21 protein-coding genes are annotated in these 22,721 nt (G+C 63.7%); 16 read left to right on the forward strand and 5 right to left on the reverse strand.

Going from position 1 to position 22,721, the window contains the following annotated elements; genetic code table 11:
• The first annotated feature begins 11 nt into the window (after positions 1-11).
• Positions 12-1,055: a 2,5-dihydroxypyridine 5,6-dioxygenase NicX family protein gene (locus VNT00_RS01990; RefSeq protein WP_325583976.1), complete on the forward strand. Its 1,044-nt coding sequence runs from the start codon at positions 12-14 to the stop codon at positions 1,053-1,055.
• Positions 1,052-1,681: an N-carbamoylsarcosine amidohydrolase gene (locus VNT00_RS01995; RefSeq protein ID WP_325583978.1), complete on the forward strand. Its 630-nt coding sequence runs from the start codon at positions 1,052-1,054 to the stop codon at positions 1,679-1,681. The genes VNT00_RS01990 and VNT00_RS01995 overlap by 4 nt, the downstream gene beginning before the upstream one ends.
• A gap of 68 nt (positions 1,682-1,749) precedes the next feature.
• Here the strand turns inward: VNT00_RS01995 and VNT00_RS02000 are convergent, their stop codons facing one another.
• The 4 genes from VNT00_RS02000 to VNT00_RS02015 are packed head-to-tail and all read right to left on the reverse strand — an operon-like array spanning position 1,750 to position 5,222.
• The gene (locus VNT00_RS02000) at positions 1,750-2,271 is read right to left on the reverse strand and encodes an aromatic-ring-hydroxylating dioxygenase subunit beta (protein ID WP_325584232.1); all 522 of its coding nucleotides are present in this window, start codon (positions 2,269-2,271) and stop codon (positions 1,750-1,752) included.
• Between the two features lie 13 nt (positions 2,272-2,284).
• Positions 2,285-3,574: an aromatic ring-hydroxylating dioxygenase subunit alpha gene (locus VNT00_RS02005; protein ID WP_325583980.1), complete on the reverse strand. Its 1,290-nt coding sequence runs from the start codon at positions 3,572-3,574 to the stop codon at positions 2,285-2,287.
• A gap of 30 nt (positions 3,575-3,604) precedes the next feature.
• Positions 3,605-4,891: an NAD(P)/FAD-dependent oxidoreductase gene (locus VNT00_RS02010; protein WP_325583981.1), complete on the reverse strand. Its 1,287-nt coding sequence runs from the start codon at positions 4,889-4,891 to the stop codon at positions 3,605-3,607.
• Between the two features lie 22 nt (positions 4,892-4,913).
• Positions 4,914-5,222 carry a non-heme iron oxygenase ferredoxin subunit gene (locus tag VNT00_RS02015; RefSeq protein ID WP_325583983.1) on the reverse strand — a complete coding sequence of 103 codons (309 nt, stop codon included), beginning with the start codon at positions 5,220-5,222 and terminating at the stop codon, positions 4,914-4,916.
• A gap of 449 nt (positions 5,223-5,671) precedes the next feature.
• Between VNT00_RS02015 and VNT00_RS02020 the strand changes: the two genes are divergently transcribed.
• The 11 genes from VNT00_RS02020 (at position 5,672) to VNT00_RS02070 (ending at position 18,478) form a co-directional block, all read left to right on the forward strand.
• On the forward strand, positions 5,672-6,766 hold the full coding sequence (locus VNT00_RS02020) for a TRAP transporter substrate-binding protein (protein WP_325583985.1): 1,095 nt from the start codon (positions 5,672-5,674) through the stop codon (positions 6,764-6,766).
• A 57-nt stretch (positions 6,767-6,823) separates the two neighbouring features.
• Positions 6,824-9,220, forward strand: a complete 2,397-nt coding sequence (locus VNT00_RS02025; RefSeq protein WP_325583987.1) for a xanthine dehydrogenase family protein molybdopterin-binding subunit — start codon at positions 6,824-6,826, stop codon at positions 9,218-9,220.
• Positions 9,217-10,047, forward strand: a complete 831-nt coding sequence (locus tag VNT00_RS02030) for an FAD binding domain-containing protein (RefSeq protein ID WP_325583989.1) — start codon at positions 9,217-9,219, stop codon at positions 10,045-10,047. The genes VNT00_RS02025 and VNT00_RS02030 overlap by 4 nt, the downstream gene beginning before the upstream one ends.
• A gap of 10 nt (positions 10,048-10,057) precedes the next feature.
• The gene (locus VNT00_RS02035; RefSeq protein WP_414650866.1) at positions 10,058-11,266 is read left to right on the forward strand and encodes a xanthine dehydrogenase family Fe-S subunit; all 1,209 of its coding nucleotides are present in this window, start codon (positions 10,058-10,060) and stop codon (positions 11,264-11,266) included.
• A gap of 76 nt (positions 11,267-11,342) precedes the next feature.
• Positions 11,343-12,344: an ABC transporter substrate-binding protein gene (locus VNT00_RS02040; RefSeq protein WP_325584236.1), complete on the forward strand. Its 1,002-nt coding sequence runs from the start codon at positions 11,343-11,345 to the stop codon at positions 12,342-12,344.
• Positions 12,341-13,126, forward strand: a complete 786-nt coding sequence (locus tag VNT00_RS02045) for an ABC transporter ATP-binding protein (protein WP_325583991.1) — start codon at positions 12,341-12,343, stop codon at positions 13,124-13,126. The genes VNT00_RS02040 and VNT00_RS02045 overlap by 4 nt, the downstream gene beginning before the upstream one ends.
• An 8-nt stretch (positions 13,127-13,134) precedes the next feature.
• A complete protein-coding gene (locus tag VNT00_RS02050) occupies positions 13,135-13,893 on the forward strand; it encodes an ABC transporter permease (RefSeq protein ID WP_325583993.1) in 759 nt (252 codons plus the stop codon).
• A gap of 87 nt (positions 13,894-13,980) precedes the next feature.
• The gene (locus tag VNT00_RS02055) at positions 13,981-14,592 is read left to right on the forward strand and encodes a TRAP transporter small permease subunit (RefSeq protein ID WP_325583995.1); all 612 of its coding nucleotides are present in this window, start codon (positions 13,981-13,983) and stop codon (positions 14,590-14,592) included.
• A gap of 2 nt (positions 14,593-14,594) precedes the next feature.
• Positions 14,595-16,259: a TRAP transporter large permease gene (locus VNT00_RS02060; protein WP_325583997.1), complete on the forward strand. Its 1,665-nt coding sequence runs from the start codon at positions 14,595-14,597 to the stop codon at positions 16,257-16,259.
• Between the two features lie 93 nt (positions 16,260-16,352).
• A complete protein-coding gene (locus VNT00_RS02065; RefSeq protein WP_325583999.1) occupies positions 16,353-17,234 on the forward strand; it encodes an EamA family transporter in 882 nt (293 codons plus the stop codon).
• Positions 17,235-17,287: 53 nt separating this feature from the next.
• Positions 17,288-18,478: an acetylornithine transaminase gene (locus VNT00_RS02070; RefSeq protein WP_325584001.1), complete on the forward strand. Its 1,191-nt coding sequence runs from the start codon at positions 17,288-17,290 to the stop codon at positions 18,476-18,478.
• 87 nt (positions 18,479-18,565) lie between these two features.
• Here VNT00_RS02070 and VNT00_RS02075 read toward each other — a convergent pair whose 3' ends face one another.
• Positions 18,566-19,090 (reverse strand): MarR family winged helix-turn-helix transcriptional regulator, encoded by a 525-nt coding sequence (locus tag VNT00_RS02075; protein WP_325584003.1) that lies wholly within the window; start codon positions 19,088-19,090, stop codon positions 18,566-18,568.
• 337 nt (positions 19,091-19,427) lie between these two features.
• Between VNT00_RS02075 and VNT00_RS02080 the strand changes: the two genes are divergently transcribed.
• From VNT00_RS02080 to VNT00_RS02090, 3 genes are all read left to right on the forward strand, one after another.
• Positions 19,428-20,585 (forward strand): M20 aminoacylase family protein, encoded by a 1,158-nt coding sequence (locus VNT00_RS02080; RefSeq protein WP_325584005.1) that lies wholly within the window; start codon positions 19,428-19,430, stop codon positions 20,583-20,585.
• Between the two features lie 222 nt (positions 20,586-20,807).
• Positions 20,808-22,067 carry a M20 family metallopeptidase gene (locus tag VNT00_RS02085; RefSeq protein ID WP_325584007.1) on the forward strand — a complete coding sequence of 420 codons (1,260 nt, stop codon included), beginning with the start codon at positions 20,808-20,810 and terminating at the stop codon, positions 22,065-22,067.
• A 7-nt stretch (positions 22,068-22,074) separates the two neighbouring features.
• Positions 22,075-22,698 (forward strand): trimeric intracellular cation channel family protein, encoded by a 624-nt coding sequence (locus VNT00_RS02090; protein ID WP_325584009.1) that lies wholly within the window; start codon positions 22,075-22,077, stop codon positions 22,696-22,698.
• Positions 22,699-22,721: the final 23 nt, after the last annotated feature.

Below are 22,721 nucleotides of genomic sequence, written 5' to 3' on the forward strand. Positions count from 1 at the left end.
GGGAGAACATCATGCCTGTCAGCGATTACCAACTTGTCGAGGCCTGGAAGCAGGTCTTGAAGCTTTCCAATCTGGAAGCCGGCCAAAGCGTCACGATACTGACCAGTTCGGCCACGCATCCGCAAACCCTGTCGGCGGCCATGATCGCCACGCAGTCCCTGGGAGCGGTGGTCAACCGCCTGGACCTGCCGCCGGTCAACGCCGAAAAGGCATTGAGCCGCGATCCGCTGGCCTATCTGGGGACCACGCCGCTTACCGGCAATCGTCCCGCCATCGCGGCCCTTAAAGAAAGCGACCTGGTGCTGGATCTCATGACGCTGCTGTTCTCGCCGGAGCAGCACGAGATCCTGAAGTCCGGCACCAAGATCCTGCTGGCGGTCGAGCCGCCCGAGATCCTGGTGCGCACCGTGCCGACCGAGGCGGACCGCGCCCGCGTGAAAGCGGCGGCGGCGCGCATCGGCGCGGCCAAGGAAATGAGCGTCGTTTCCGAGGCCGGCACCGATCTGCGCTGCCCCTTGGGGCAGTTCCCGGTGATCAGCGAATACGGCTTCGTCGACGAGCCCGGCCGCTGGGACCACTGGCCCAGCGGTTTTGCCTTGACCTTCCCCGACGAGGGCGGAGCGAACGGGCGCATCGTGATCGACGTGGGCGATATCTTGCTGCCGCAGAAGTCCTACACCACCAGCCGCATCGCGCTGACGGTGGAAAACGGCTATGCCACCCGGATCGAAGGCGGCGTGGACGCCGCGCTGCTGCGCGACTACATGGCGTCGTTCAACGACCCCGAAGGCTATGCGATTTCCCACATAGGCTGGGGCCTGCAGCCGCGCTGCCATTGGTCCGCGTTGTCGCTGTACGACCGCGAGCAGACCATAGGCATGGACGCCCGGGCCTTCGAGGGCAACTTCCTGTTTTCCCTGGGGCCCAACAACGAGGCCGGCGGCAGCCGGACCACCGCCTGCCATATCGACATTCCGCTGCGCAACTGCACGGTGCGGCTGGATGGCGAAGACATGGTGCGCAACGGCAAGGTGCTCGACGGCGGTGTGAAATGACCCAGGCCGGCGATATTCAAACGTATGCGCGCCAGGGTTTCGGCGTGCGGTTCGAGCTGAAAAAGCCCATAGGCCTGCTCATTATCGATTTCGTGAACGGGTTTGCCGACCCGGCGGTGTTCGGCGGCGGCAATATTGCGCAAGCCATCGCCAATACCGTGCCGCTGCTGGCCCAGGCCCGCCAGCAGGGCTGGGCGGTGGCGCACACGCGCATCGTCTTTGCCGACGATGGCGCCGACAACAATATCTTCAGCCTGAAAGTGCCCGGCATGCTTACCTTGAAAGAGCACGAGCACAACAGCGCCATCGTGCCCGAGCTCACGCCCGCCCCGGGCGAGCTGGTGGTGCGCAAGACGGTGCCTTCGGCCTTCTTCGGCACCTCGCTGGCCGCCTGGCTGGCCCAGCGCGGCGTGCAGACCCTGGTCGTGGCGGGCGCGGTTACCAGCGGCTGCGTGCGGGCCAGCGTGGTCGACGCCATGCAGTTCGGCTTCCGCCCGCTGGTGCTGGCCGATTGCGTGGGCGACCGCGCGCTCGACCCGCACAAGGCCAATTTGTTCGACATGGAGCAAAAGTATGCCGCGGTGATGAACCGCGACGAGGCGTTGGGCGAACTGGCGAAGCTGTAGGCCCGCCTTGCGCCTTGCCGGCGCTGTTCCCCAGGGAAACCGGGCGGCTTTGGCCGCCCGGGTTTGTTTTAGACCGGATAGACCAGGTCGTTGGCCAGGATGGCCGTGTCGTGAATGACCTGGCGCTCCTTGAGCAGCAGGCGATGGTTTTGCGCGCGCACGAAGCGGTCGTAGTAGCGGCCCGCCAGATGCACGGTGGACGGCCCTTCGATCAGGGTCTGCACCAGCAGGAAGTTGGCTTGGGCCTCGATTTCGCCGCTGTCGGTTTCGTCGATGATGCGCACGTTGGTGACCAGGTGCAGCGTATGGCGCGGCGCGAACATTTGCGTGCGGGCGATGGCGACCGCGCGGTCATGCATCATGTCGCGCCCTTCGGCGTAGACCAGCCCCACCGGCAGGTTGAGTTCGGCGTTCTCGCGCGAAGTGATGCGGTACAGCGCGTCGTCGGTAAAGAACTCCGGCCAGAGCTCGACGTCGCCGGTGTCGAGCACGGCGCAGTATTCGGCGTGGAATTCGTTGATTTGCGCGCGCAGCAGCTGGGACTGCGCGGGGTCGATGCGCGACGGGGTGTAGGAATAATCGGTTTTCATAGTGTTGAGCATGTCAGAATTCCATTACGCCTCGGTAGTATTGGTACATGGCCCGGATTGCCGCTTCCGAGATCAGCGACTCGGAAGTGCCTACCTTGCCGGAGTCCAGCTTGAGGATGTTGATGTCGCTGCTCGAGCGGCGCACGCCTTCCTGAACGAACTTCATGGCCTCGTTGTCTTCCAGCCCCAGAAAGCCCGAAGGCCCCATCAGGTTGCCCTGGCGCAGGCGGTGGCGGGTCATTTCCTCGGTGTCGTCCTCGTAGCCGAACATGATCCAGTTCATGATCAGGCTGTTCGGGCCGTTGGGGACGATCTGGCGCACGCCCAGGGTGTTCATTTCGCGCTGGACGACGAGGTTCGGCCAGACGGTCTGCATGGTGACCGACCAGGGCGAGTCGAATTCCTTGACGAAGTTCAGGAAGCGCTCGTCGCGCAGTCGCATGCCGTCCTTGAACGAGCGCATTTCCTTCTTGGTTTCGGGGTTGACGTCGGCGTACAGGTCGTCGGTTTTGGCCGAGCCCATGATGCCGTGGCGTCCATGCGTGGAGTCGGCCAGCATCATGGACTTGTTGCCGGCCACCAATAGGCCGAACACCACCAGGAAGGAGTGCAGCAGCGTTGCGTGGTAGGGGTCCTTGAGGTTCTCGTGGTACATCTTCCAGTTGCAGGGCACCTCGTTGCGGTAGTAGCCCAGGATCTTCAGTGGCTTGCCCGGGAAGGCGACGTTGAAATCTTCGAGGATCTCGGGTGTCAGGTATTGCTCGATGGGCTCGACCTTGTCGGAATACGAGGCGAACACCACGCCATGGTAGGCGGTGACGTGCAGCTTGCGCAGGCCGTGGTCCTCGTTGCGGAAGTCGCGCGGCATGCCGCCCGCCTTGTTGACGCCGCGCTTGAACGGAATGCCCTGCAGATTGCCCTTGAGGTCGTAAGACCACTGGTGGTATGGGCAGACGAATTCGTTGGCGTTGCCCTGGCTGCTGCGGCAGAACTCGGCGCCGCGGTGGGCGCAGCGATTTTCGAAGACGTGGATGGAGCCGTCCTCGGCGCGGGTCACGACGACCGGGGTGGCGCCCACGTATGAACGCTTGTAGTCGCCCGGTTTGGGGATCTCGGCTTCCAGAGCCACGAAATTCCAGGTGTCGCCGTGGAAAATGCGTTCCATTTCGCGGTCGTAGACTTCCTGGCTGGTATAGACCCAGTCGGGAATGGCGTTGAGTCCGTCGGCCGGCCAGACGCAGTCGGCAAGCGCCGCGTCCTTGGCTCCGACGGTTTGTCCGATGACGGATTGAGATTGATACATGAAGGCCTCCTGTGGAATCGGGGTGATCCGCTAGTTCGGCGCGGCGGCCGAAGCCTGCGCCGCCTTGGCGAAGGCGCGTACGGTGACGGCCTCGTCGCAGAACCGGGTTGGATCGATGGGGAGCGCGTTTTCGAGCAAGGGACGCAGCGCCCGCAGGTCGGCGCCGGCGTTGACGGCGAGTGCGTGGCGTGGCCTGCCCTGAAGCAGCCCCAGCATGATGAAGCGGGGAGCGGCCTGGGCGGGATCCATGCTGCCCCGGACGATGTATTCCAGACCATCCTGGGGCAGGCCCAGCATTTGTATATTGCAGTCGAACTGGTCGGTCCAGAACCAGGGGTAGGCCGCCGCCGTGGTGTTGCGCCCTGCCATGGCGCAGGCGGCGATGCGCGCCTGTTCGTTGGCGTTTTGCCACGATTCCAGGCGCAGCGGCGCAGTCCAGCCCGCGCGGATCTGGCTGGTGCAGTCCCCGGCCGCGTAGATATGCGGGTCGCTGCTGCGGCAATGTTCGTCGACCAGGATGCCGCCGGTGGCGGTGTCGATCCGCAGGCCCGCGTCGCGCGCCAATTGCGTATTGGGCGACAGCCCCACGGCCACGGCGGCCAGCCGGGCCTCGAGTTGCACGCCGTTCGACAGCGCGATGGTGCTGGCCGCCTGGGCGGAGCCGGACAACCAGACATCGGCTATGGCCTGCCCGATATGCAGTTTGGCGCCCGACAGTTCCACGCGCCTTTGCAGCCAGTTCGAGAAGGCTTCGGGCACGACGCGGGCCAGCACGCGCGGCGCGGTTTCGACGATGGAGACCTCCACCCCCAGGGAGAGCGCCGTCGAGGCGATCTCCAGCCCAAGGAATCCTCCGCCGATGACGACGATGTGCGTGCCCGGCTGCAGGCGGCCGCGCAAGGCGCGGGCGTCGTCCAGGGTGCGCAAATAGCATACGGCCGGCGAGGAGGGCGGAAAGGCGGGCAGCGTACGGGCGGCCCCGCCGGTAGCCAGCAGGCAATAGTCGTAGTCCAGCCTGGCGCCGTCGGACAGCGTGGCCTGCCGGGCGGCGGGATCGATGGCGGTAATTTGCGTGCCTAGACGCAGGTCGACCTGCTGGCTGGCGAAGAAATCGGGATCCTTGACGGAAATGGCGGGCTCGGGCGCGCCGACGGCCGCCAGCACGGACTTGGACAAAGGGGGTCTTTCGTAGGGGGCGTGCGCCTCGTCGCCGACGACGGCGATGCGCCCGCCATAACCCTGGTCGCGCAGGGCGGCGACGGCCACGGCGGCCGCCTGGCCGGCCCCTGCGACGAGAATGGATGAAACAGTGGTCATGCTGGTATCCGGGATAGTGGAGTTACGGCAGGCCGACGAAGATGTCCTGGCCTTCCGTCTTGACGGAGTAGACCTGCACGTCCACCGTGGCGGGCGCGCACATGGCCCGGCCCGTGCGCAGGTCGAACTTGGCCTGGTGCAAGGGGCATTCGATACAGCCATCCTCGAGGAAGCCGTCGGACAGCAGGGCGTACTGGTGCGTGCAGATATTGTCTGAAACGAACAATTCGCCGTCGGTCTTATGCAGCGCCAGCTGTTTGCCTTCGACCTCGATGGCCAGGGATTCGTCGTCTTCCAGTTGGCCGACGCTTGCGATTCTTATCCAGTTCATGATGGGTTTATTTTCAAGTGTGCTGACTAATATAATCAGTATGCTGTATATTTATCGGTCCAAATATTGGGGTTTTCACTAAATGGGGAAGATGGATGCCACGCGCGGGAAGGATGCCTGGGCGGACACAGCTGGTTTGCCGGAAATGCAGCGCCCGTTCTAGGTTATGGCCAAAGTTTCATGCAGGATTCTTGTTGCGTTGCGGGGTGGCGCGATACGCGAAATCTCCGTATTTACCCTCGTTGACACCTATTTTATTGATCAGCATACTAACAAATAACTCAGCGTGCTGACAATTCCAGCGGGGATCAAGGCGTGGTATTCAAAGCCCTGCGCTGGGTGTTTCAAAGACGGACGTGACCGCCGAAGGCGAGGAGGCTTTCGACCGTTGCGCAATGGTTGCCCGCACAGGCCCAGCCATCAATTCAATCTATAAAAAGGATACGCATATGCAACGACGCCGCTTTTTAACACAAGTCGCCGCCGCAACCGGCGCCGGACTGGCCACGGTCGGAGTGCCGGCCATTGCGCAAAACGCCCCTGCCGTGCGCTGGCGCATGTCGACCGGCTGGCCCAAAAGCCTGGACGCCATCTACGGCTCGGCTGCCGAGCTCTGCAAGCGGGTCGGCCAACTGACCGACGGCAAATTCGAGATACGCGCTTTCCCCGGGGGCGAGATCGTTCCCTATGCCCAGAACATGGAAGCCGTCAGCAACGGGACCGTAGAATGCAACCACGTTCTGGCAACGGCGCATATCGGCACGAACACTGCCGTTGCGTTCGATACCGGCCTGTCGTTCGGCATGAACGCGCGCCAGCATAATTCCTGGATCCAATACGGCGGCGGCCTGGAGCAGTTGCGCGCCATGTACAAGCAATACAACATCGTCAACTTCGTGTCGGGCAATGTGGGCGTGCAAATGGGCGGGTGGTTCCGCAAGGAAATCAAGTCCCTGGCCGACCTGCATGGGCTCAAGATGCGCATCGGCGGCATCGGCGGCATGGTGCTGACCAAGCTGGGCGCCATTCCGCAACAGATTCCCCCCGGCGACATCTACCCTTCGCTGGAAAAAGGCACCATCGACGCGGCCGAATGGATAGGCCCGTACGACGACGAAAAACTGGGCCTGAACAAGGTCGCTCCCTATTATTATTCACCCGGCTGGTGGGAAGGCAGCGCCTCCATCACCACCATGGTCAACGACAAGGCCTGGGAGGCCCTGCCCCCCATGTACAAAGCGGCATTCGAATGCGCGTGCAACGAGCAGGCGCTGCGCATGCTGGCCAATTACGATGCCCACAATCCGGCGGCGCTGCGCAAGCTGGTGGCGGGCGGAGCCAAGTTGGCGTACTTTCCCAAGGACGTCATGCAAGCGGCCTATAAAGAGTCGCAGGTGCTGTGGGGCGAGCTTTCCTCCAAGAATCCCGACTTCGCCAAAATCTACCCGGGCTGGAAGAAATACCAGGAAGAAGAGGCGAGCTGGTTCCGCGTCGCCGAAAGCGCGCTGGACAACTTCACGTTCAACGCGCTGGCGAAGCGCTAGTCTTCAAGGAAACTCATCGAGGAAGCAAGTGGTGATAGTCAACAGGCAGGTCAGGTTATGAAACTCACCGATTTACCGGCTGCGTCCGCCAAGACGCAAGGCGTGGGCGCCCGGCTGTTGCGCAAGGAAGATGCCCGGCATTTGCAGGGCAAGGGCAACTTCATCGGCAATATGAGCATGCCGGGCATCAACGAAGTGGCCTTCTTGCGCAGCCCGCTTGCGCATGCCCGCATCAGCGGCGTGCGCATCGCCCAGCAGGCCGGGCCCAATGTGTTCCTGCGCGAATCGATGTCCGACGCGCAGGACATCATTGCCGATTCCACCTTGCCTTCGTACCAGGTGTCGGCGCAGCCGCCCCTGGCGCATGGCAAGGTGCGTTACGTGGGCGAGCCGGTGGCCATGGCCTTTGCGCCCACCCGCGCCGAGGCCGAGGACCTGACCGAACTCATCGAGGTCGACTACGACGACCTGCCTGTCTATGTGGACGTGGGCAGCGCCCTGGCCGCCACGTCCAATCTCATCCACGACGAATGGAAGGACAACGTCTTCGTCACCTTGTCGGCCAACAAGGAATTCGACGAACTGGCGGCGCAGGCCGAAGTGGTGGTGACCCGCAAGATCAGCCTGTCGCGCCAGTGCATGCTGCCCATGGAAGGCATGGCGGTCATGGCGTATTGGGATCACCAGGCCGATCAACTGGTGGTGTATACCTCGACCCAGGTGCCGCATCTCATCCGCACCGGCCTGGCGCAGTTTCTTGGCATGGATCAGGAGCAGATCCGGGTCATATCGCCCGACGTCGGGGGCGGGTTCGGCTACAAATGCATACTGCAGCGCGAAGAGCTGTGCGTGGCATGGCTGGCCAAGACCTACCGCAAGCCCTTCCGCTACCTGGAAGACCGGCGCGAGCACCTGATCGCCGGCGCCAATACTCGCGAGCATCATTACGAAATGACTGCCTATGCCGACAAGAACGGGCGGCTGCTGGCGCTGGACGCCAAGGTGGACATCAACGGCGGCGCGTACTCGGTATGGCCGTTCACAACCGGCCTGGAAGCCGGACAGGCGCTGGGCAATCTGCCCGGGCCTTACGCGTTCAAGGGCTATCGCTGCACCACCCGCTGCGTGGCCACCAACAAGCCGGGCTTTTTGCCTTATCGCGGCGTGGCGCGCACCGGCGTGTGCTTCGCCATGGAGCTCACCATGGATGCGCTGGCGCGCGAAGTGGGCCGCGAAACCTGGGAAGTGCGCCTGGAAAACCTGGTGCAGCCCGAGCAAATGCCCTACGTCAACGTTACCAACAAGCACTTCGACAGCGGCAATTATCCGGCCAGCCTGCGCCGGGCCCTGGAAATGGTCGATGTCGAGGCGGTGCGCCAGCGCCAGAAGCGCGGCGAGCCGGACGGCCGTGTCATCGGCCTGGGCGTGGCGACCTACACCGAGCAATCGGCGCACGGCACTTCCGTGTTCGCGGCCTGGGGCACGCCGGTCATTCCGGGCTTCGACCAGGCCGTCGTGCGGATGACGCCCGATGCGGGCGTGGAGTTGCGCGTAGGCGTGCACTCGCACGGCCAGGGCATGGAAACCACCTTCGCCCAGATCGTCAACGAGATCCTGGGCGTGGACGTGGACCGGGTTCGCATGGTGCATGGCGATACCGGCCGCACACCGTATTCCACGGGCACGTACGCATCGCGTTCCATGGTCATGTCGGGGGGCGCGGTGTCCACGGCCTGCAAGCAGTTGCTGCCCCGTCTGCAAAAGATTGCCGGCCACCTCATGGCGACTGAACCGGGCCTGATCCGCTTCGAAAACGGGCTGGCCATCGCGGGCGACAAAAGCATACCGTTGGCCCAAGTGGCCAACGCCTGGTATTTGAATCCCCACTTGCTGCCGGCCAATGTCGATCCGGCGGGGCTGGAGGTCAGCGTAGGTTACAAGCCCAAGACCGATACGGGCAGTTTCTCGTACGCCAGCCAGGCCGCGGTGGTTGCCGTCGACCCGGGCACCGGGTCTATCGAAATACTGGATTACGTCGTGGTCGAGGACTGCGGCGTCATGATCAACCCCATGGTCGTCGAAGGCCAGGCGATAGGCGGCATCGCCCAAGGCATAGGCACCGCGCTGTACGAGGAAATGCCTTACGACGAGTACGGCCAGCCCCTGGCTTCCACGCTGGCCGACTATGTCATGCCGGGCGCCACCGAGGTGCCCAACATCCGCTTCGACCATTTCGAAACCCCGTCGCCGCATACCGAGTTCGGCGCCAAGGGGGTGGGCGAAGGAGGCGCCATAGCGCCGCCCGCCGTCATTTTCGGCGCGGTCAACGATGCGCTGCGCCAGTTCGGCGTCGAAGTCTCGCAAACCCCGCTCACGCCGCACCGCCTCATGGCGGCGCTCGAAGGGCGGCATACGCGGGGCGGGGCCGCTGCGCAAGCGGGAGGCGCCCAATGAAAGCCGCAAAATTCGAGTACCTGCGCGCCACCACGGTCGAGCAGGCGCTGGACGCACTGAGCGCGCCGGGGGCGGCCTGCAAGGTCATGGCGGGCAGCCAGTCTCTGGGCCCCATGCTGAACCTGCGGCTGGCCCGGCCCGAGTCCATCGTGGACGTTTCCGGGATCGAGGCGCTGCGCACTGTCGTCGAGTCCGACAAGTCCTTGCGGGTGGGCGCCGCCGTCACCCACGCCGAAATCGAGGACGGGGTGTTCGCGCCGCTGCGCGGCCACATGCTGCAGGACATCGCGGGGCGTATCGCGTATCGCGCCGTGCGCAACCGCGGCACCCTGGGCGGCAGCCTGGCCCATGCCGATCCGGCAGCGGACTGGGTGCTGGCCGCCACGGCGCTGGGCGCCGACATTGAAATCGTTTCGCGCTCGGGAACGCGGCGCGTGGCGATGCCGGCATTCATGCAAGGCGCATACACCACCGGCCTGGCTGCCGACGAGCTGATCGCAGCCATTCACGTTCCCAGGCAGCATGCCGGCGTGCGCTGGGGGTATTACAAGTTCTGCCGCAAAACGGGGGAGTTCGCCGAGGCCAGCTGCTCCGCCTATTTCGATGCCGAGGCGCGGGTCGCCCGCATCGCGGTGGGGGCGCTGGACGGCGCGCCCTGTTACCTGACGGAGCTGGCCGGGTGCGTCGCCGAGCAAGGGCCGCAGGCGGCCGACCGCGAGTCGATCCTGGCGGCGCTCGACGCCGTCGCGCCGGGCAAGGATGCCGCCGACCGCGCCTTGCGCGCCACGGTCATCGAGCGCTGCCTGCACCAGGCGCTGGGCGAATAAAGGAATCCCTATGACTGAAGTATCCATGGAAATCAATGGTCGCCAGGTATCCGGCAGTGTGGCCCCGCGCACGCATCTGGGCGACTTCCTGCGCGAAGAGATCCGTCTGACCGGCACCAACCTGAGCTGCGAGCACGGCGTATGCGGCGCTTGCACCGTGCTGGTCGATGGCCAGCCGGTGCGTTCCTGCATCACGTTCGCCGTGGCATGCGAGGGCAAGCGCATCACCACCATCGAAGGCTACGACGACGACCCCATCATGGCCCGGCTGCGCGAGGCATTCCACCAGAAGCATGCCTTGCAGTGCGGCTATTGCACGCCGGGCATGCTGACCACGGCCCGCGACATCGTGTTGCGTCTACCCCAGGCCGACGAGGCCAGGGTGCGCATCGAACTGTCCGGCAATATTTGCCGCTGCACCGGCTACCAGGGCATTACCGCCGCAGTCATGTCGGTGCTGACCAGCCTGAACGAGCGGCCCGATGCCGCGGTCGAGGCGTTGCGCGGCGCGGCGGCCGAAGGCAGGTTCACGGCGCCCGAGGCGGCCGGGCAAGAGGCTGCGACCTTTACCCGCTTTGCCGCCGCGCAGCCGTCCGCCCCGGCCGCTCCCGCAGCTCCTGCAACAGCCGAGCCCACGGGCGCCGCGGCGCCCGGCAAGGGGTCCAGCATCCAGGGCGGATTCGACGTGCCGTTCGCCGCCGCCCAGGTATGGGCTTTCATGGCGGATCTTCCCGCTGTGGCCAGCTGTCTTCCGGGCGCAGTCATCGAAGAGCAGGATGGAGACCGCGTCAAAGGCAAGATCGCCGTCAAGTTCGGCCCCATGGCGGCGGCGTTCAACGGCGCGGCGCAGCTCGAGCGCAACGACGAACAGATGTCGGCGGTGCTGCGCGGTGCTGGCCAGGACTCGCTGAGCCAGTCGCGCGCCAAGGGCGACGTCGGCTACCGGGTCATGGCGGTTGGCGAAAACGCCGCCAGGGTCGAAGTGGATCTGCTGTATTCGCTGCAGGGGCCTTTGGCGCAGTTTTCGCGATCGGGGCTGGTGCAGGATTTCGTGCGCCGCATGATCGCCGATTTCGGCCGCAACGTGGTGCTGCGGCTTCAACATCCGGCGGACGAGGGCCAGCCATTTCAGCAGGCGCAGTTCAATCCTTTCAAGATGTTCCTCGGCGTGCTCTGGGAGCGGGTCAAGCGTTTTTTCAGCGGCAAGGCCGGCGGCTAATGCCAACGTACAACAGTAAATCCTTATAAAACAGGCGAGGTGGTTGATCATGAAAAATATAGTCTCCGCAGCATGGATGCGCATTGCGACGGCGGCGGCCGGGTGTCTGATGGCCGTGGCGGCTTCGGCGCAGAGCCTGGAGCCCCTGAATGTGCGCCTGGACTGGACGCCGTGGGGCGTGCATGCGGCATTCCATCTGGCCCAGCAAAAGGGCTGGTACAAGAAGGCCGGCCTGGATGTGCGGTTCGAGGACGGCAACGGGTCAGTGACGACGGTGCAGATCGTGGGTTCGGGCGACAGCTTCGACGTCGGCCATGCGTCGCTGGCGTCGATGATGATTGCGCGCGACAAAGGCCTGCCGGTCAAGGCCGTGGCGGTTTTCGCCCGCCGCAGCGACATTGGCCTGCTGGTGCCCGACGATTCCAACATCAAGGGGCCGGCCGACCTGAAGGGCAAGAAGGTGGTCTATACCGCCGGCTCGCTCGAAGCGCCGTTCATCGATTCCTTCCTGAAGGCGGGGAACATCACGCGCAGCGACCTGGAGCTGCTGAACGTGGATGCCGCCAGCAAGGCCACGACTTATGCCGTGGGCCGCGCCGATGCGGCGGTCTCGACGATTCCGTTCTTCTTGCCGGTGGTTTCCCAGTCGCGTCCTTCGCATGCGATCAGCTTCGCCGACTACGGCCTGAACATGCCCAGCTTCGGCATTTTCGCCAGCGAGGACAAGCTCAAGTCGCGCGGCAAGGCCATCTCGAAGTTCGCAAGCGTTACGGCCCGCGCATGGCAATACATCTACGACGGGCATGAGGACGAGGCGGTCGACGCCATCATTGCCCAGCGGCCCCAGGCGCGCCTGGATCGCAAGGTGCTGCGCGGCCAGATCGACGCGCTCAAGCCTTACTTCGGAACGCCGCCCGCAGGCACGCCCATGGGAGCCCCTGTTCCCGAAAACTGGGTCAAGGCGGTCAAGACGCTGTCGTCGGTGGGCCTCATCGGCAACAAGCGCAAGGCCGACGACTACTATGTCACGGGCATGGTCCATCCCGCGCAATACGACGCCATGGTGTCCGGAAAATGAGTATTGCCGCTGTTTCTGCAAGCAATCTGCGCAAGGTCTATCCGGGGTCCCGCGGCGTGCAGGCGCTGGCCGGCGTCAGCACCGAGATCGAGGCTGGGCGCTTTGTCAGCATTCTCGGACCAAGCGGCTGCGGCAAGAGCACATTCTTGCGCTGCGTGGCGGGGCTCGAGGACATCACCGAGGGCGACCTGGTCGTCAATGGCCGCCCGGTGCAAGGTCCTCCCGACGACATCGGCATGGTGTTCCAAAGGGATGCTTTGCTTGAATGGCGCTCGATCCGCAAGAACATTCTCCTGCCCATCGAGTTCGCCAAGAAGCAGGCGTCGTCCTACAGCGGCAAGGTCGAGCATTTGCTCAACCTGACCGGCCTGCGCGACTTCGCCAACAGCTATCCGCGCGAACTATCGGGCGGGATGCGGCAGCGGGCGGCGATTTGCCGGGCCCTGGTCGACGACCCCAAGCTTCTGCTCATGGACGAGCCTTTCGGCGCGCTCGATGCGTTCACGCGCGACCAGATGAATGTCGAGCTGCAGCGCATCTGGCTCGAAACCCGCAATACCGTGCTGTTCGTCACGCACGGCATTGGCGAGGCGGTGTTCCTGGGCGATGTCGTCATGGTCTTTTCGCCGCGGCCCGGCCGCCTCGTCGAGACGATAACCATCGATCTGCCGCGCCCGCGTCCGCTGTCGGTGCGCGAAACGCCCGAGTTCGGCCGCTACGTCGCCCACATTCGCGGCCTGTTCGAGGAAATGGGCTTGCTCAATGAAAAGGGGGCGGTATGAAGAACCAGATGAATCGCCTTGGAACGGGCGCCGCGGGCCTGTTTGCGCTGATCGTCGTGCTCGTGGTCTGGGAAGTGGTGTGCCGGCTGTTGCATGTGCGCCCGATCATGCTGCCGCTGCCGTCGCAGATATTCGCCGAGCTGGCCGCCGAATTTCCATGGTACATGCAGCATAGCCTGTATACCCTGATGACGACGCTGGCCGGTTTTGCCCTGTCGGTGATCGGCGGGGTGCTGATCGCCATCGCGCTGGTCGGGTCGCGCATGTTCGAACGCTTTTTCTATCCCTTGATCATCGGCTTCAACAGCGTGCCCAAGGTAGCCCTGGCGCCGTTGTTCGTGGTCTGGCTGGGCACCGGCGCCGAGCCCAAGATCGCCATCGCCTGCCTGATCGCCGTCTTTGCCATCATCGTCGACACCGTGCATGGCCTGCGGTCGGTATCCCAGGACGTGACGGATCTCGGCAAGGTACTCAAGGGCTCGGCCTGGGACTTCTTCTTCAAGGTCAAGCTGCCATGCGCGCTGCCGTCCATGGTTGCCGGCATGAAGGTGGCCATGTCGCTGGCCCTGGTGGGCGCCATCGTGGGCGAGTTCGTGTCGTCGCAGCGCGGCCTGGGCTACGTGATCATGAGCGCCCAGGGCACTTTCGACACCGTGCGCGTGTTTGCCGCGCTTTTCCTCCTGGCTGTGATGGGACTGGCGCTGTACGGAATTCTGGCGTGGATAGAGCGCCGCGCAACGCCCTGGAGGCGAATCCACAGCGACTAGGAACGCAGGACATTAAAAATAAGAGAATGCGGAGCCCGCGCAGACCGGGCCCTGCAGGGACGAGGCATTTTAAAAAAAGGAGGAGCCATGCGCGGCTTGCTTGCACTATCGCGTTGTATAGATGCTCTGAACAACTGGGTCGGGAAAACCGTTGCCTGGGTCATATTGGTGGTGGTCGTCGTCAGTTCCACGAACGCGGTGTTCCGCAAGGCCTTCGATCTTAGTTCGAATGCCTGGCTGGAACTGCAGTGGTATTTGTTCGGCGCCGTGTTCCTGCTGGGCGCCGGCTATACCCTGCTCAACAACGAGCACGTGCGGGTCGATATTCTGTCGTCGCGCCTGCCCGAAAGGGCGCATATCTGGGTCGAGGTCTTTGGCATCGTGGTGTTCATGCTGCCGGTGTGTTCGCTGGTGCTGTGGCTTTCCGTGCCCATGGTCGCCGACTCGTACCTGAGCCATGAAATGTCCTCCAACGCGGGCGGGCTGATACGCTGGCCGGTCAAGCTGCTGATTCCCTGCGGTTTCGTACTGCTGATACTTGCGGGCATTTCGCATCTGATCAAATGCGTGGGCTTCCTGGCGGGGGCTTGCCCCAATCCAACCCGCAAGCACGACGCGAAATCGGCCGAGGAACTGCTGGCCGAGGAAATCGCCGGCGTTGCGGAACTGACCCACCAAGAACAAGAGAAAGGGCGCTGATCATGGATTTTCTTATGCTGAATATGGCGCCCGTCATGTTCGCCACCCTGGTTATTTTCCTGCTGCTGGGCTTTCCGGTGGCGTTCACGCTGGCGGCCCACGGCCTGCTGTTCGGGCTTCTGGGCATAAAGCTGGGGTTCTTCACGCCCGACCTGTTCCAGGCCCTGCCTCAGCGCATCTTCGGCATCATCGCCAACGACTCCCTGCTGGCGATTCCGTTCTTCACTTTCATGGGGCTCATCCTGGAAAGGTCGGGGATGGCGGAAGACCTGCTCGAAACCATAGGCCAATTGTTCGGGCCCTTGCGCGGGGGCCTGGCCATTGCCGTCGTGCTGGTGGGCGCCATGCTGGGCGCCACGACGGGGGTGGTGTCGGCCTCGGTGATTTCCATGGGGCTTATCTCGCTGCCCATCATGCTGCGCTACGGCTATGACCGGCGCCTGGCCAGCGGGGTGATCGCGGCGTCGGGCACCTTGTCGCAAATCATCCCGCCGTCTCTGGTGCTCATCGTCCTGGCCGACCAGCTGGGCCGCTCCATTGGCGACATGTATCGCGGCGCCATCATTCCCGGCGGCATCATGGTGGGGCTGTACATTCTGTACGTGGTGATCCTGTCGTTGCTGCGGCCCAAGGCGGCGCCCGCCATTCCCGCGGAGGCCCGCACCTTCATCGAGCCCAGCGGCAGCCATGGCACACGATCCCTGCTGGTGCTGATGGCCATCAGTGTCGCGGCCGCCGCCTGGGTGGGCGAGCTCTGGTTGCCTCCCGGCACGGCCATCGACGAACGCATCGTCATCAGCGTCCTGGTGTGGGGACTGGCCGCCTTTGTGCTGGCGGTGCTGAACAAGATGCTGCGCCTGAGGCTGCTGTCGCGCATCGCCGAGCGGGTCACCTTCGTCATGATCCCGCCGCTGTTCCTGATCTTCCTGGTGCTGGGCACGATCTTCCTGGGCATCGCCACTCCCACCGAAGGCGGGGCCATGGGAGCCGTGGGCGCGATCGCCATGGCGGTGCTGCGCAACCGCCTGCCGATGACCCTGCTCAAGCAGGCCATGGTCACGACCACCAAGCTGACGTCGTTCGTCATTTTCATCCTGATCGGCTCGACCATTTTCACGCTGACCTTTCGCGGCGTCGACGGCGACCTGTGGGTCGAGCACCTGCTGGTGAGCCTGCCCGGCGGCCAGATCGGGTTCCTGCTCATCGTCAGCCTCTTTACTTTCGTCCTGGCCTTTTTCCTGGATTTCTTCGAACTGGCGTTCATCATCGTGCCCCTGCTCGGACCGGTCGCCGACAAGATGGGCATAGACCTGATCTGGTTCGGCGTGCTGCTGGCCGTGAACATGCAGACGTCGTTCATGCATCCGCCTTTCGGCTTCGCGCTGTTCTACCTGCGTTCGGTGGCCCCGAAAGACGACTACAAGGACAAGCTGACCGGCCGGATCATCAAGAAGGTCACCACGGGGCAGATCTACTGGGGTTCCGTGCCTTTCATCTGCATCCAGCTGCTGATGGTGCTGATCGTGCTGATGTTCCCGTCCACGGTCACGCACTACAAGAGCGGGGAATCCACAGTGGATCCCAGCACGGTCAAGATCGACATGCACAGCGATTACGGATCCGGAGGAATGTACGGCGGCGATGGCGGGATGCCGGCATTCAAATGATTTGTAGCGGACACTCAATTATTGTCCGATAATCGATGCCTTGCTCATAGCGTTCCGGGAGGTTCTCCGGAACGCTGCACTGGAAGGACGATAATGCCTTTGAAGGACAGTCTTGCCGCACTGATAGTCATCGTGGCCTGGGGCGTAAACTTTGTGGTGATCAAGGTCGGGCTGCAGGAAATCCCGCCTTTTCTTCTGGGCTGCCTGCGTTTTGCGCTGGTGGCCCTGGCGGCATTTTTCGTGCCGCGCCCGGCGGTGCCGTGGCGCCTGCTGATCTTGTTCGGCATGACGCTCAGCGTCGGGCAGTTCGCTTTTTTGTTCACCGCCATGACCGTGGGCATGTCGGCCGGCCTGGCTTCGCTGGTGCTGCAGTCGCAGGCCTTCTTTACGGTGCTGATCGCCGCCATCCTGCTGGGCGAGCGGGTGCGCCTGCAGAATGTGCTGGGCATGGCGGTTGCGGCGGCGGGCCTGGTGCTGATCGAAAGCGGCGCGCATTCGGGCAATGTCACCGTCCTGGGCTTCGTCCTGACGCTGGCCGCGGCATTTTGCTGGGCCTGCGGCAATATCGTGGTGAAATTCGTTCACAAGGTCGACGTGCTTGGCTTGGTCGTCTGGGGCGCGGTGGTGCCGCCCATTCCCTTCCTTCTGCTTTCCTGGGCCTTCGAGGGCAAGGCGGCCATTTACCACAGCCTCGCCAACCTTAGCGTGGTCGGAGTTTCGGCGCTGATCTACCTGGCGCTGATCGCCACGACTCTGGGCTACGTGCTGTGGGCCAAGCTGCTGACACGCTACCCGGTCAGCAAGGTCGCGCCCCTGAGCCTGCTGGTTCCGGTGGTGGGCCTGGTCTCGGCCATGCTGCTGGTGGACGAGCGGCTGGGGGCGCTGCAGTGGCTGGGAGGCGTCGCCGTGATGCTGGGCCTGGCCATCAATGTGTTCGGCCTGCGGCTTCTGCGCCGGGGGACGGCGTTGCGCTAAAATCCGCCCATGGCACGATGGGCTGCCGCTCCGTCTTTTTACAGGAAGCAAACATGGAATTCGATCAGTCGGGCGTTAATGCATTAATGGAAATCACCTCGCGCCCGGATCTGGTGTTCGTTCGAGGCCAGGGGGCGTGGCTGGAAGACCATAACGGCAAGCGCTACCTGGATTTCATGCAGGGCTGGGCGGTGAACAGCCTGGGGCACTGCCCGCCGCAAGTGGTCGAGGCGATCAACCGCCAGGCCGCCCAATTGATCAATCCTTCGCCGGCGTTCTATAACCAGCCGTCCATGGACTTGGCAAAGCGCATCACGGGCGCTTCGTGCTTCGACCGGGTGTTCTTCGCCAACAGCGGCGCCGAGGCCAACGAAGGCGCCATCAAGCTGGCGCGCAAATGGGGCCGTCTGCACCGCAATGGCGCCTACAAGATCATTACTTTCGACCATAGCTTCCACGGACGCACGCTGGCCACGATGTCGGCGTCGGGCAAGCCGGGCTGGGACACCATTTACGCACCCCAGGTCGACGGCTTTCCCAAGGCCGACCTGAACGACCTGGACTCCGTGCGCGCGCTGGTCGACGACAAGACCGTGGCCGTCATGCTCGAGCCTGTCCAGGGCGAGGGCGGCGTCATTCCGGCCAGCCCCGAGTTCATGCAGGCCTTGCGCAAGCTGACCAGCGATCTCGGCCTGCTGCTGATCGTCGATGAAGTGCAGACCGGCATGGGCCGCACCGGCAAGCTGTTCGCTTACGAACACTCCGGCATCGTGCCCGACATCATGACCCTGGCCAAGGGCATAGGCGGCGGCGTGCCGCTGGCGGCCTTGTGCGCGCGCGAGGAAGTCTGCTGCTTCGAGCCTGGCGACCAGGGCGGCACGTACAACGGCAATCCCCTGACCACGGCAGTGGGCATAGCTGTGTTCGACGCCGTGACGGCTCCCGGCTTCCTGGACTCCGTCAATGCGCGCGGCGATCAATTGTCCCAGGGCCTGCTGGCCCTGTCCCGGAAGTGGGGCATGAAGGGCGAGCGCGGCGTGGGACTGCTGCGCGCCCTCAAGATGGATCGCACCGATGGCGCGCGCATCGTCGAGACGGCGCGCGACTGGAATCCCGAAGGTCTGCTGCTTAATTCGCCGCGTCCCGACTTGCTGCGCTTCATGCCGGCCTTGAACGTGAGCGCGGATGAAATCGACCTGATGCTGGCGCGGCTGGACGAGGTCATTGCCAAGCTGCGCGGTTAGGGTCAGGCGCCACACCGGCTGGCGTCCTGCTTTCAGGAGTGTGAACCCGGGCCTCTAGGTGTTGGCCGGCCTCGGCCAGGCTGGGTATCAGCTTTTGCTCGCCTGCCAGTTCTGGTGGGCGTCGTCCATGACGCTTCCGGCTTCGCCCCCTTCCAGAAAACCATAGGCCAGTTTGTCGAGCAGGTGGTTCAGGGTGCTGCGCTCGTCGGAGGAAAGCAGGGTGGCGAGCATGGCGTCTTCCATGGTGTGCCCCAGGTCGTCGCTGGCGGCGCGCAGGCTTTTTCCGCGCGCTGTCGCCCATAACTGGTGATTGCGGGCGTCGACCGGGTGGATGGAGCGCCGGATCAGCTTGAGCCCGATGAGCTGCGCCAGTTCCTTGGAGAGTATGGTTTTCTCGACCAGGGTGAGATCCCGCAGGCCGGTGGCGGTGACGCCGGGGTTGTCGCAAATGGCGCGCAGCACCCGCAACGAACGGACGTCCAGCCCGAACTCGCGCCGGTAAACCAGATTGGCCTCGCGCAGCATCTCGCACTTGACCAGGTCGAGCTTGAAGCTCAGGTAGTCGGTGAAGCCGGTGCTGCTGGGCTTGGCCTGCACAGGTTTTTTTGCCACGCTCGTTAAGCCTCTTTTGGTATGCAAGCCAGCATTTTAGCTTAGGGTTCAACGGCGCCGAAGGGCGGCCGGGCCTATCGGCTCGGATGCATCCGGCCGTGGCGCTATCTTCTGGCAGAGCGTCAACAGGTTCCAGGAGCCCGGACTGTTTCTACCGACTACGCTCCTAGGGAAATCCAGCATAATAAAATTAGTTGAAAATTTCAACTTTTACGATATTCTTCATTCTATGCTGGCGGGAATCCGAAGCTGGCGCGCGCCTGGCGGACCCGTATGCCCGACCAGGGCGCCCTGGCCCGCCTTGCCGCAAATCCTGAATATCCGAGGAGCTGGAACAATGGGCTTGAATCCTGAAGTACAGGCGCTGGGCGCCGATATGAGGAACTGGCGGCGCGACATACACCGATACCCGGAGCTGGGTTTCAAAGAGCACAGAACCGCCGAAAAGGTCGCGGCGCTGCTGCAGGGCTGGGGCATCGAGGTGGTTGCCGGCTTTGGCGGCACGACCGGCGTCATCGGCACCTTGCGCGGCCGCCGCGGGCCGGGCATGACCATAGGCTTGCGCGCCGACATGGACGCCCTGCCGATGCAGGAAACCGGCAATGTCGCGCACAAGTCGGTGCACGACAATGTGTTCCATGGCTGCGGCCACGACGGCCATACGTCCATATTGCTGGGTGTCGCCAAGTACCTGTCTTCCCATGACGACTTCAAGGGCACCGTGCACTTCATCTTCCAGCCGGCCGAAGAAACATTGCGCGGCGGCTCTGAACTGGTGCGCCAGGGACTGTTCACGCAGTTTCCCTGCGACGAAATCTATGCCCTGCACAACAACAACGGCATCCCGGCCGGCAAGATCGGCGTGCGGGTCGGGGCCATATTGTCGGCCTGCGATTTGTTCCGCATCCATATCAAGGGCGTGGGCAGCCACGCGGCATTCCCGCATAAATCGATAGACCCTATCGTGGTCGGCGCGTCGATCGTGCAGTCGCTGCAGAGTATCGTCAGCCGCAACGTCGACCCGTTTCATTCAGCCGTGCTCAGCGTGTGCCAGTTCCACGCCGGAACGGCCATCAACGTCATCCCCGAAACCGCGCAGTTGGAAGGCACGGTGCGCACGCTTTCCAAAGAGGCGCAGGCGCTGATCCTGCAACGCATGCGGGCGGTTTGCGACGGCGCGGCGCAGACTCACGGCTGCGCGGTCACGTTCGAGCATCTGCAGTCCTCGCCTCCCACCATCAATACCAAAGAGCAGACCGAGGTCGTGCGGCGGGCGGCCGCAAGCGTGGTGGGCGAGGAAAACGTGGCCGAGGACGCCGATCCGCTCATGGCTTCCGAGGATTTTGCGTTCATGCTGGAAGAACGGCCCGGGTCGTATTTCTACCTGGGCCACAATGGATTGACCTGCCACCATCCGCAGTTCGACTTCGACGATGACACCTCGCCGATCGGGGCCGGCGTATTCGTTGAAATCATTCGCCAGCGGCTTGGTTGACGGGACGGGGGCCGCCGCTGAAGGTACTTATCGCCGCGGCCGGAGGGCGGTGTCCGGCGCGGGACTCGAAGGTATATGATACGAATTGTCGAGCATTGATTTCCAGCGTTGACGCATCCGCTTGCGCTGCGGCGGGTTCCGCCTCAATCCGGCTGTTGGAATGCGCATTTTCAAGGCGCCTGGCGCATCGACCGCTGGCGCCGACCGTGCAATGGAAAAAACATGAATCCTCTGACCCAGGCTCTTGAGGCATCCGCTGCAGCCATGCTGCCGGCGCTCGAAACCATCTACAAAGACCTGCACCGCAACCCCGAACTTTCCATGCAAGAGGTGCGTACGGCCGGCATTGTCGCCGATTTCCTGGAAAACCTTGGCAGCTACACGGTAACGCGCGAAGTCGGGGCGACCGGGGTTGTCGGCGTCCTGAAAAATGGCGAGGGTCCCGTCGTCATGCTGCGCGCCGACATGGACGCGCTGCCCATGGCCGAAGCCACCGGACTGCCGTATGCCAGCACCGTTACGGCCAAGGATGAAGACGGCTTCGATACCGGCGTGGCGCACAGTTGCGGCCACGACCTGCACGTAACCTGGCTGCTTGGCGCGGCGCAGCTTCTTGCCCAGAATACGGATGCGTGGGCGGGGACACTGATGGTGGTGTTCCAGCCGGGCGAAGAGGTTGGCCGCGGTGCGCAAAGCATGATCGACGATGGCATGATGCAGCGCTTCCCCAAGCCGGACATCATTCTTGGCCAGCATGTCATGGTGGGCAAGGCTGGCACGGTGGGGTATCGCGACGGAACCATCCTGTCGGCGGGCGACAGCCTGAAGGTTCGGCTTTTCGGGCGCGGATCCCATGGCTCCCAGCCGCAAACCGCCATCGACCCGGTCGTCATGGCCGCTTCCACCGTCATGCGGCTGCAAACCGTGGTGTCGCGCGAGATCGCGCCTGCCGACAGCGCCGTACTGACCATAGGCGCGCTGCAGGCGGGCACGAAAGAAAACATCATCCCCGACGAGGCGACGCTCAAGCTCAATGTGCGCACCTACGACGAAAACGTGCGCAAACACGTGCTGGGGGCGATCCGGCGCATATGTTGCGCCGAATGCGCGGCGTCCAATTCGCCTCGGGAGCCCGAGTTCACGCCGCTGAGCAGCTATCCGCTGACGCGCAACGATGTCGAGGCGACCGCGAAGGTGGCCGGCGCGTTCAAGGCTCAGTTCGGCGACTGCGCCTACGAAACCCCGCCGGCTGCGGCCAGCGAGGACTTCAGCATCTTCGGGCGCGCCTGGAGGGTTCCCTATGTGTTCTGGTTCGTGGGCGGCACCGATGCCGCAACCTACGACGACGCGGTCGCAAGCGGCCAGCTCAACGCCATTCCCAGCAACCATTCGCCCAAGTTCGCACCGGTGCTCGACCCCACGTTGAAAACGGGGCTGCAGTCCATGCTGACCGCTGCGTCGGCGTGGCTGTGCAAGGGTTGATGCAGGCATGAACGAGCATATGTTTTTTACGGCGCTCGACATGCTGGGCACGTTCGCGTTCGCCATCAGTGGTGCGGTGGCGGCCCGGCAGAAACGGCTCGATTTGTTCGGTGTCTTGTCGATCGCCTATATCGTGGCTTGCGGTGGTGGGATCATGCGTGACGTCGCCATCGGCGCCATCCCCCCGGCGGGTTTGTCCGATTGGCGCTATCTGGCGGTTGCCGTGCTGGCGTCCTTGTTGACCATTGCATGTTATCCGCTGGTAAAGCGCATGACCAATCCCGTGCAGCTTTTTGACGCCTTGGGTCTGGGGTTTTTTGCGGTATTCGGCGCCCATAAATCTCTGGTCTACGGTCACAACATCGAGGTGGCGGTCATGCTGGGCGTTACCGCGGCCGTCGGCGGCGGCGTGCTGCGCGACGTCCTGCTGAATCGCACGCCCCTGATATTGCGCAAGGAAATCTACGCATCGGCGGCGCTGGTGGCCGCCGTCATCCAGGTGCTCGGAGACACGTTCGCCTGGCCGCAGCAATGGGTGCCCTGGGTGGGCATCGTCATATGCTTCGCGTTGCGCTATCTGTCGCTAAGCTATCGCTGGAATCTGCCGCGCTTTTCGGACGGCCCAGGGTAGCGGCCGCCCGAAGAGGCGTGCTT

Origin of the sequence: Eoetvoesiella sp. (assembly GCF_035555955.1) — a bacterium.
Classification (GTDB): Bacteria; Pseudomonadota; Gammaproteobacteria; order Burkholderiales; family Burkholderiaceae_B; genus Eoetvoesia.

Excerpts from the sequence above, each read along its gene's own strand:
- VNT00_RS01990 (WP_325583976.1), top strand. The coding sequence starts at position 12 with ATGCCTGTCAGCGATTACCAACTTGTCGAGGCCTGGAAGCAGGTCTTG.
- VNT00_RS01995 (WP_325583978.1), top strand. The coding sequence starts at position 1,052 with ATGACCCAGGCCGGCGATATTCAAACGTATGCGCGCCAGGGTTTCGGC.
- VNT00_RS02000 (WP_325584232.1), bottom strand. The coding sequence starts at position 2,271 with ATGAAAACCGATTATTCCTACACCCCGTCGCGCATCGACCCCGCGCAG.
- VNT00_RS02005 (WP_325583980.1), bottom strand. The coding sequence starts at position 3,574 with ATGTATCAATCTCAATCCGTCATCGGACAAACCGTCGGAGCCAAGGAC.
- VNT00_RS02010 (WP_325583981.1), bottom strand. The coding sequence starts at position 4,891 with ATGACCACTGTTTCATCCATTCTCGTCGCAGGGGCCGGCCAGGCGGCC.
- VNT00_RS02015 (WP_325583983.1), bottom strand. The coding sequence starts at position 5,222 with ATGAACTGGATAAGAATCGCAAGCGTCGGCCAACTGGAAGACGACGAA.
- VNT00_RS02020 (WP_325583985.1), top strand. The coding sequence starts at position 5,672 with ATGCAACGACGCCGCTTTTTAACACAAGTCGCCGCCGCAACCGGCGCC.
- VNT00_RS02025 (WP_325583987.1), top strand. The coding sequence starts at position 6,824 with ATGAAACTCACCGATTTACCGGCTGCGTCCGCCAAGACGCAAGGCGTG.
- VNT00_RS02030 (WP_325583989.1), top strand. The coding sequence starts at position 9,217 with ATGAAAGCCGCAAAATTCGAGTACCTGCGCGCCACCACGGTCGAGCAG.
- VNT00_RS02035 (WP_414650866.1), top strand. The coding sequence starts at position 10,058 with ATGACTGAAGTATCCATGGAAATCAATGGTCGCCAGGTATCCGGCAGT.
- VNT00_RS02040 (WP_325584236.1), top strand. The coding sequence starts at position 11,343 with ATGCGCATTGCGACGGCGGCGGCCGGGTGTCTGATGGCCGTGGCGGCT.
- VNT00_RS02045 (WP_325583991.1), top strand. The coding sequence starts at position 12,341 with ATGAGTATTGCCGCTGTTTCTGCAAGCAATCTGCGCAAGGTCTATCCG.
- VNT00_RS02050 (WP_325583993.1), top strand. The coding sequence starts at position 13,135 with ATGAATCGCCTTGGAACGGGCGCCGCGGGCCTGTTTGCGCTGATCGTC.
- VNT00_RS02055 (WP_325583995.1), top strand. The coding sequence starts at position 13,981 with ATGCGCGGCTTGCTTGCACTATCGCGTTGTATAGATGCTCTGAACAAC.
- VNT00_RS02060 (WP_325583997.1), top strand. The coding sequence starts at position 14,595 with ATGGATTTTCTTATGCTGAATATGGCGCCCGTCATGTTCGCCACCCTG.
- VNT00_RS02065 (WP_325583999.1), top strand. The coding sequence starts at position 16,353 with ATGCCTTTGAAGGACAGTCTTGCCGCACTGATAGTCATCGTGGCCTGG.
- VNT00_RS02070 (WP_325584001.1), top strand. The coding sequence starts at position 17,288 with ATGGAATTCGATCAGTCGGGCGTTAATGCATTAATGGAAATCACCTCG.
- VNT00_RS02080 (WP_325584005.1), top strand. The coding sequence starts at position 19,428 with ATGGGCTTGAATCCTGAAGTACAGGCGCTGGGCGCCGATATGAGGAAC.
- VNT00_RS02085 (WP_325584007.1), top strand. The coding sequence starts at position 20,808 with ATGAATCCTCTGACCCAGGCTCTTGAGGCATCCGCTGCAGCCATGCTG.
- VNT00_RS02090 (WP_325584009.1), top strand. The coding sequence starts at position 22,075 with ATGAACGAGCATATGTTTTTTACGGCGCTCGACATGCTGGGCACGTTC.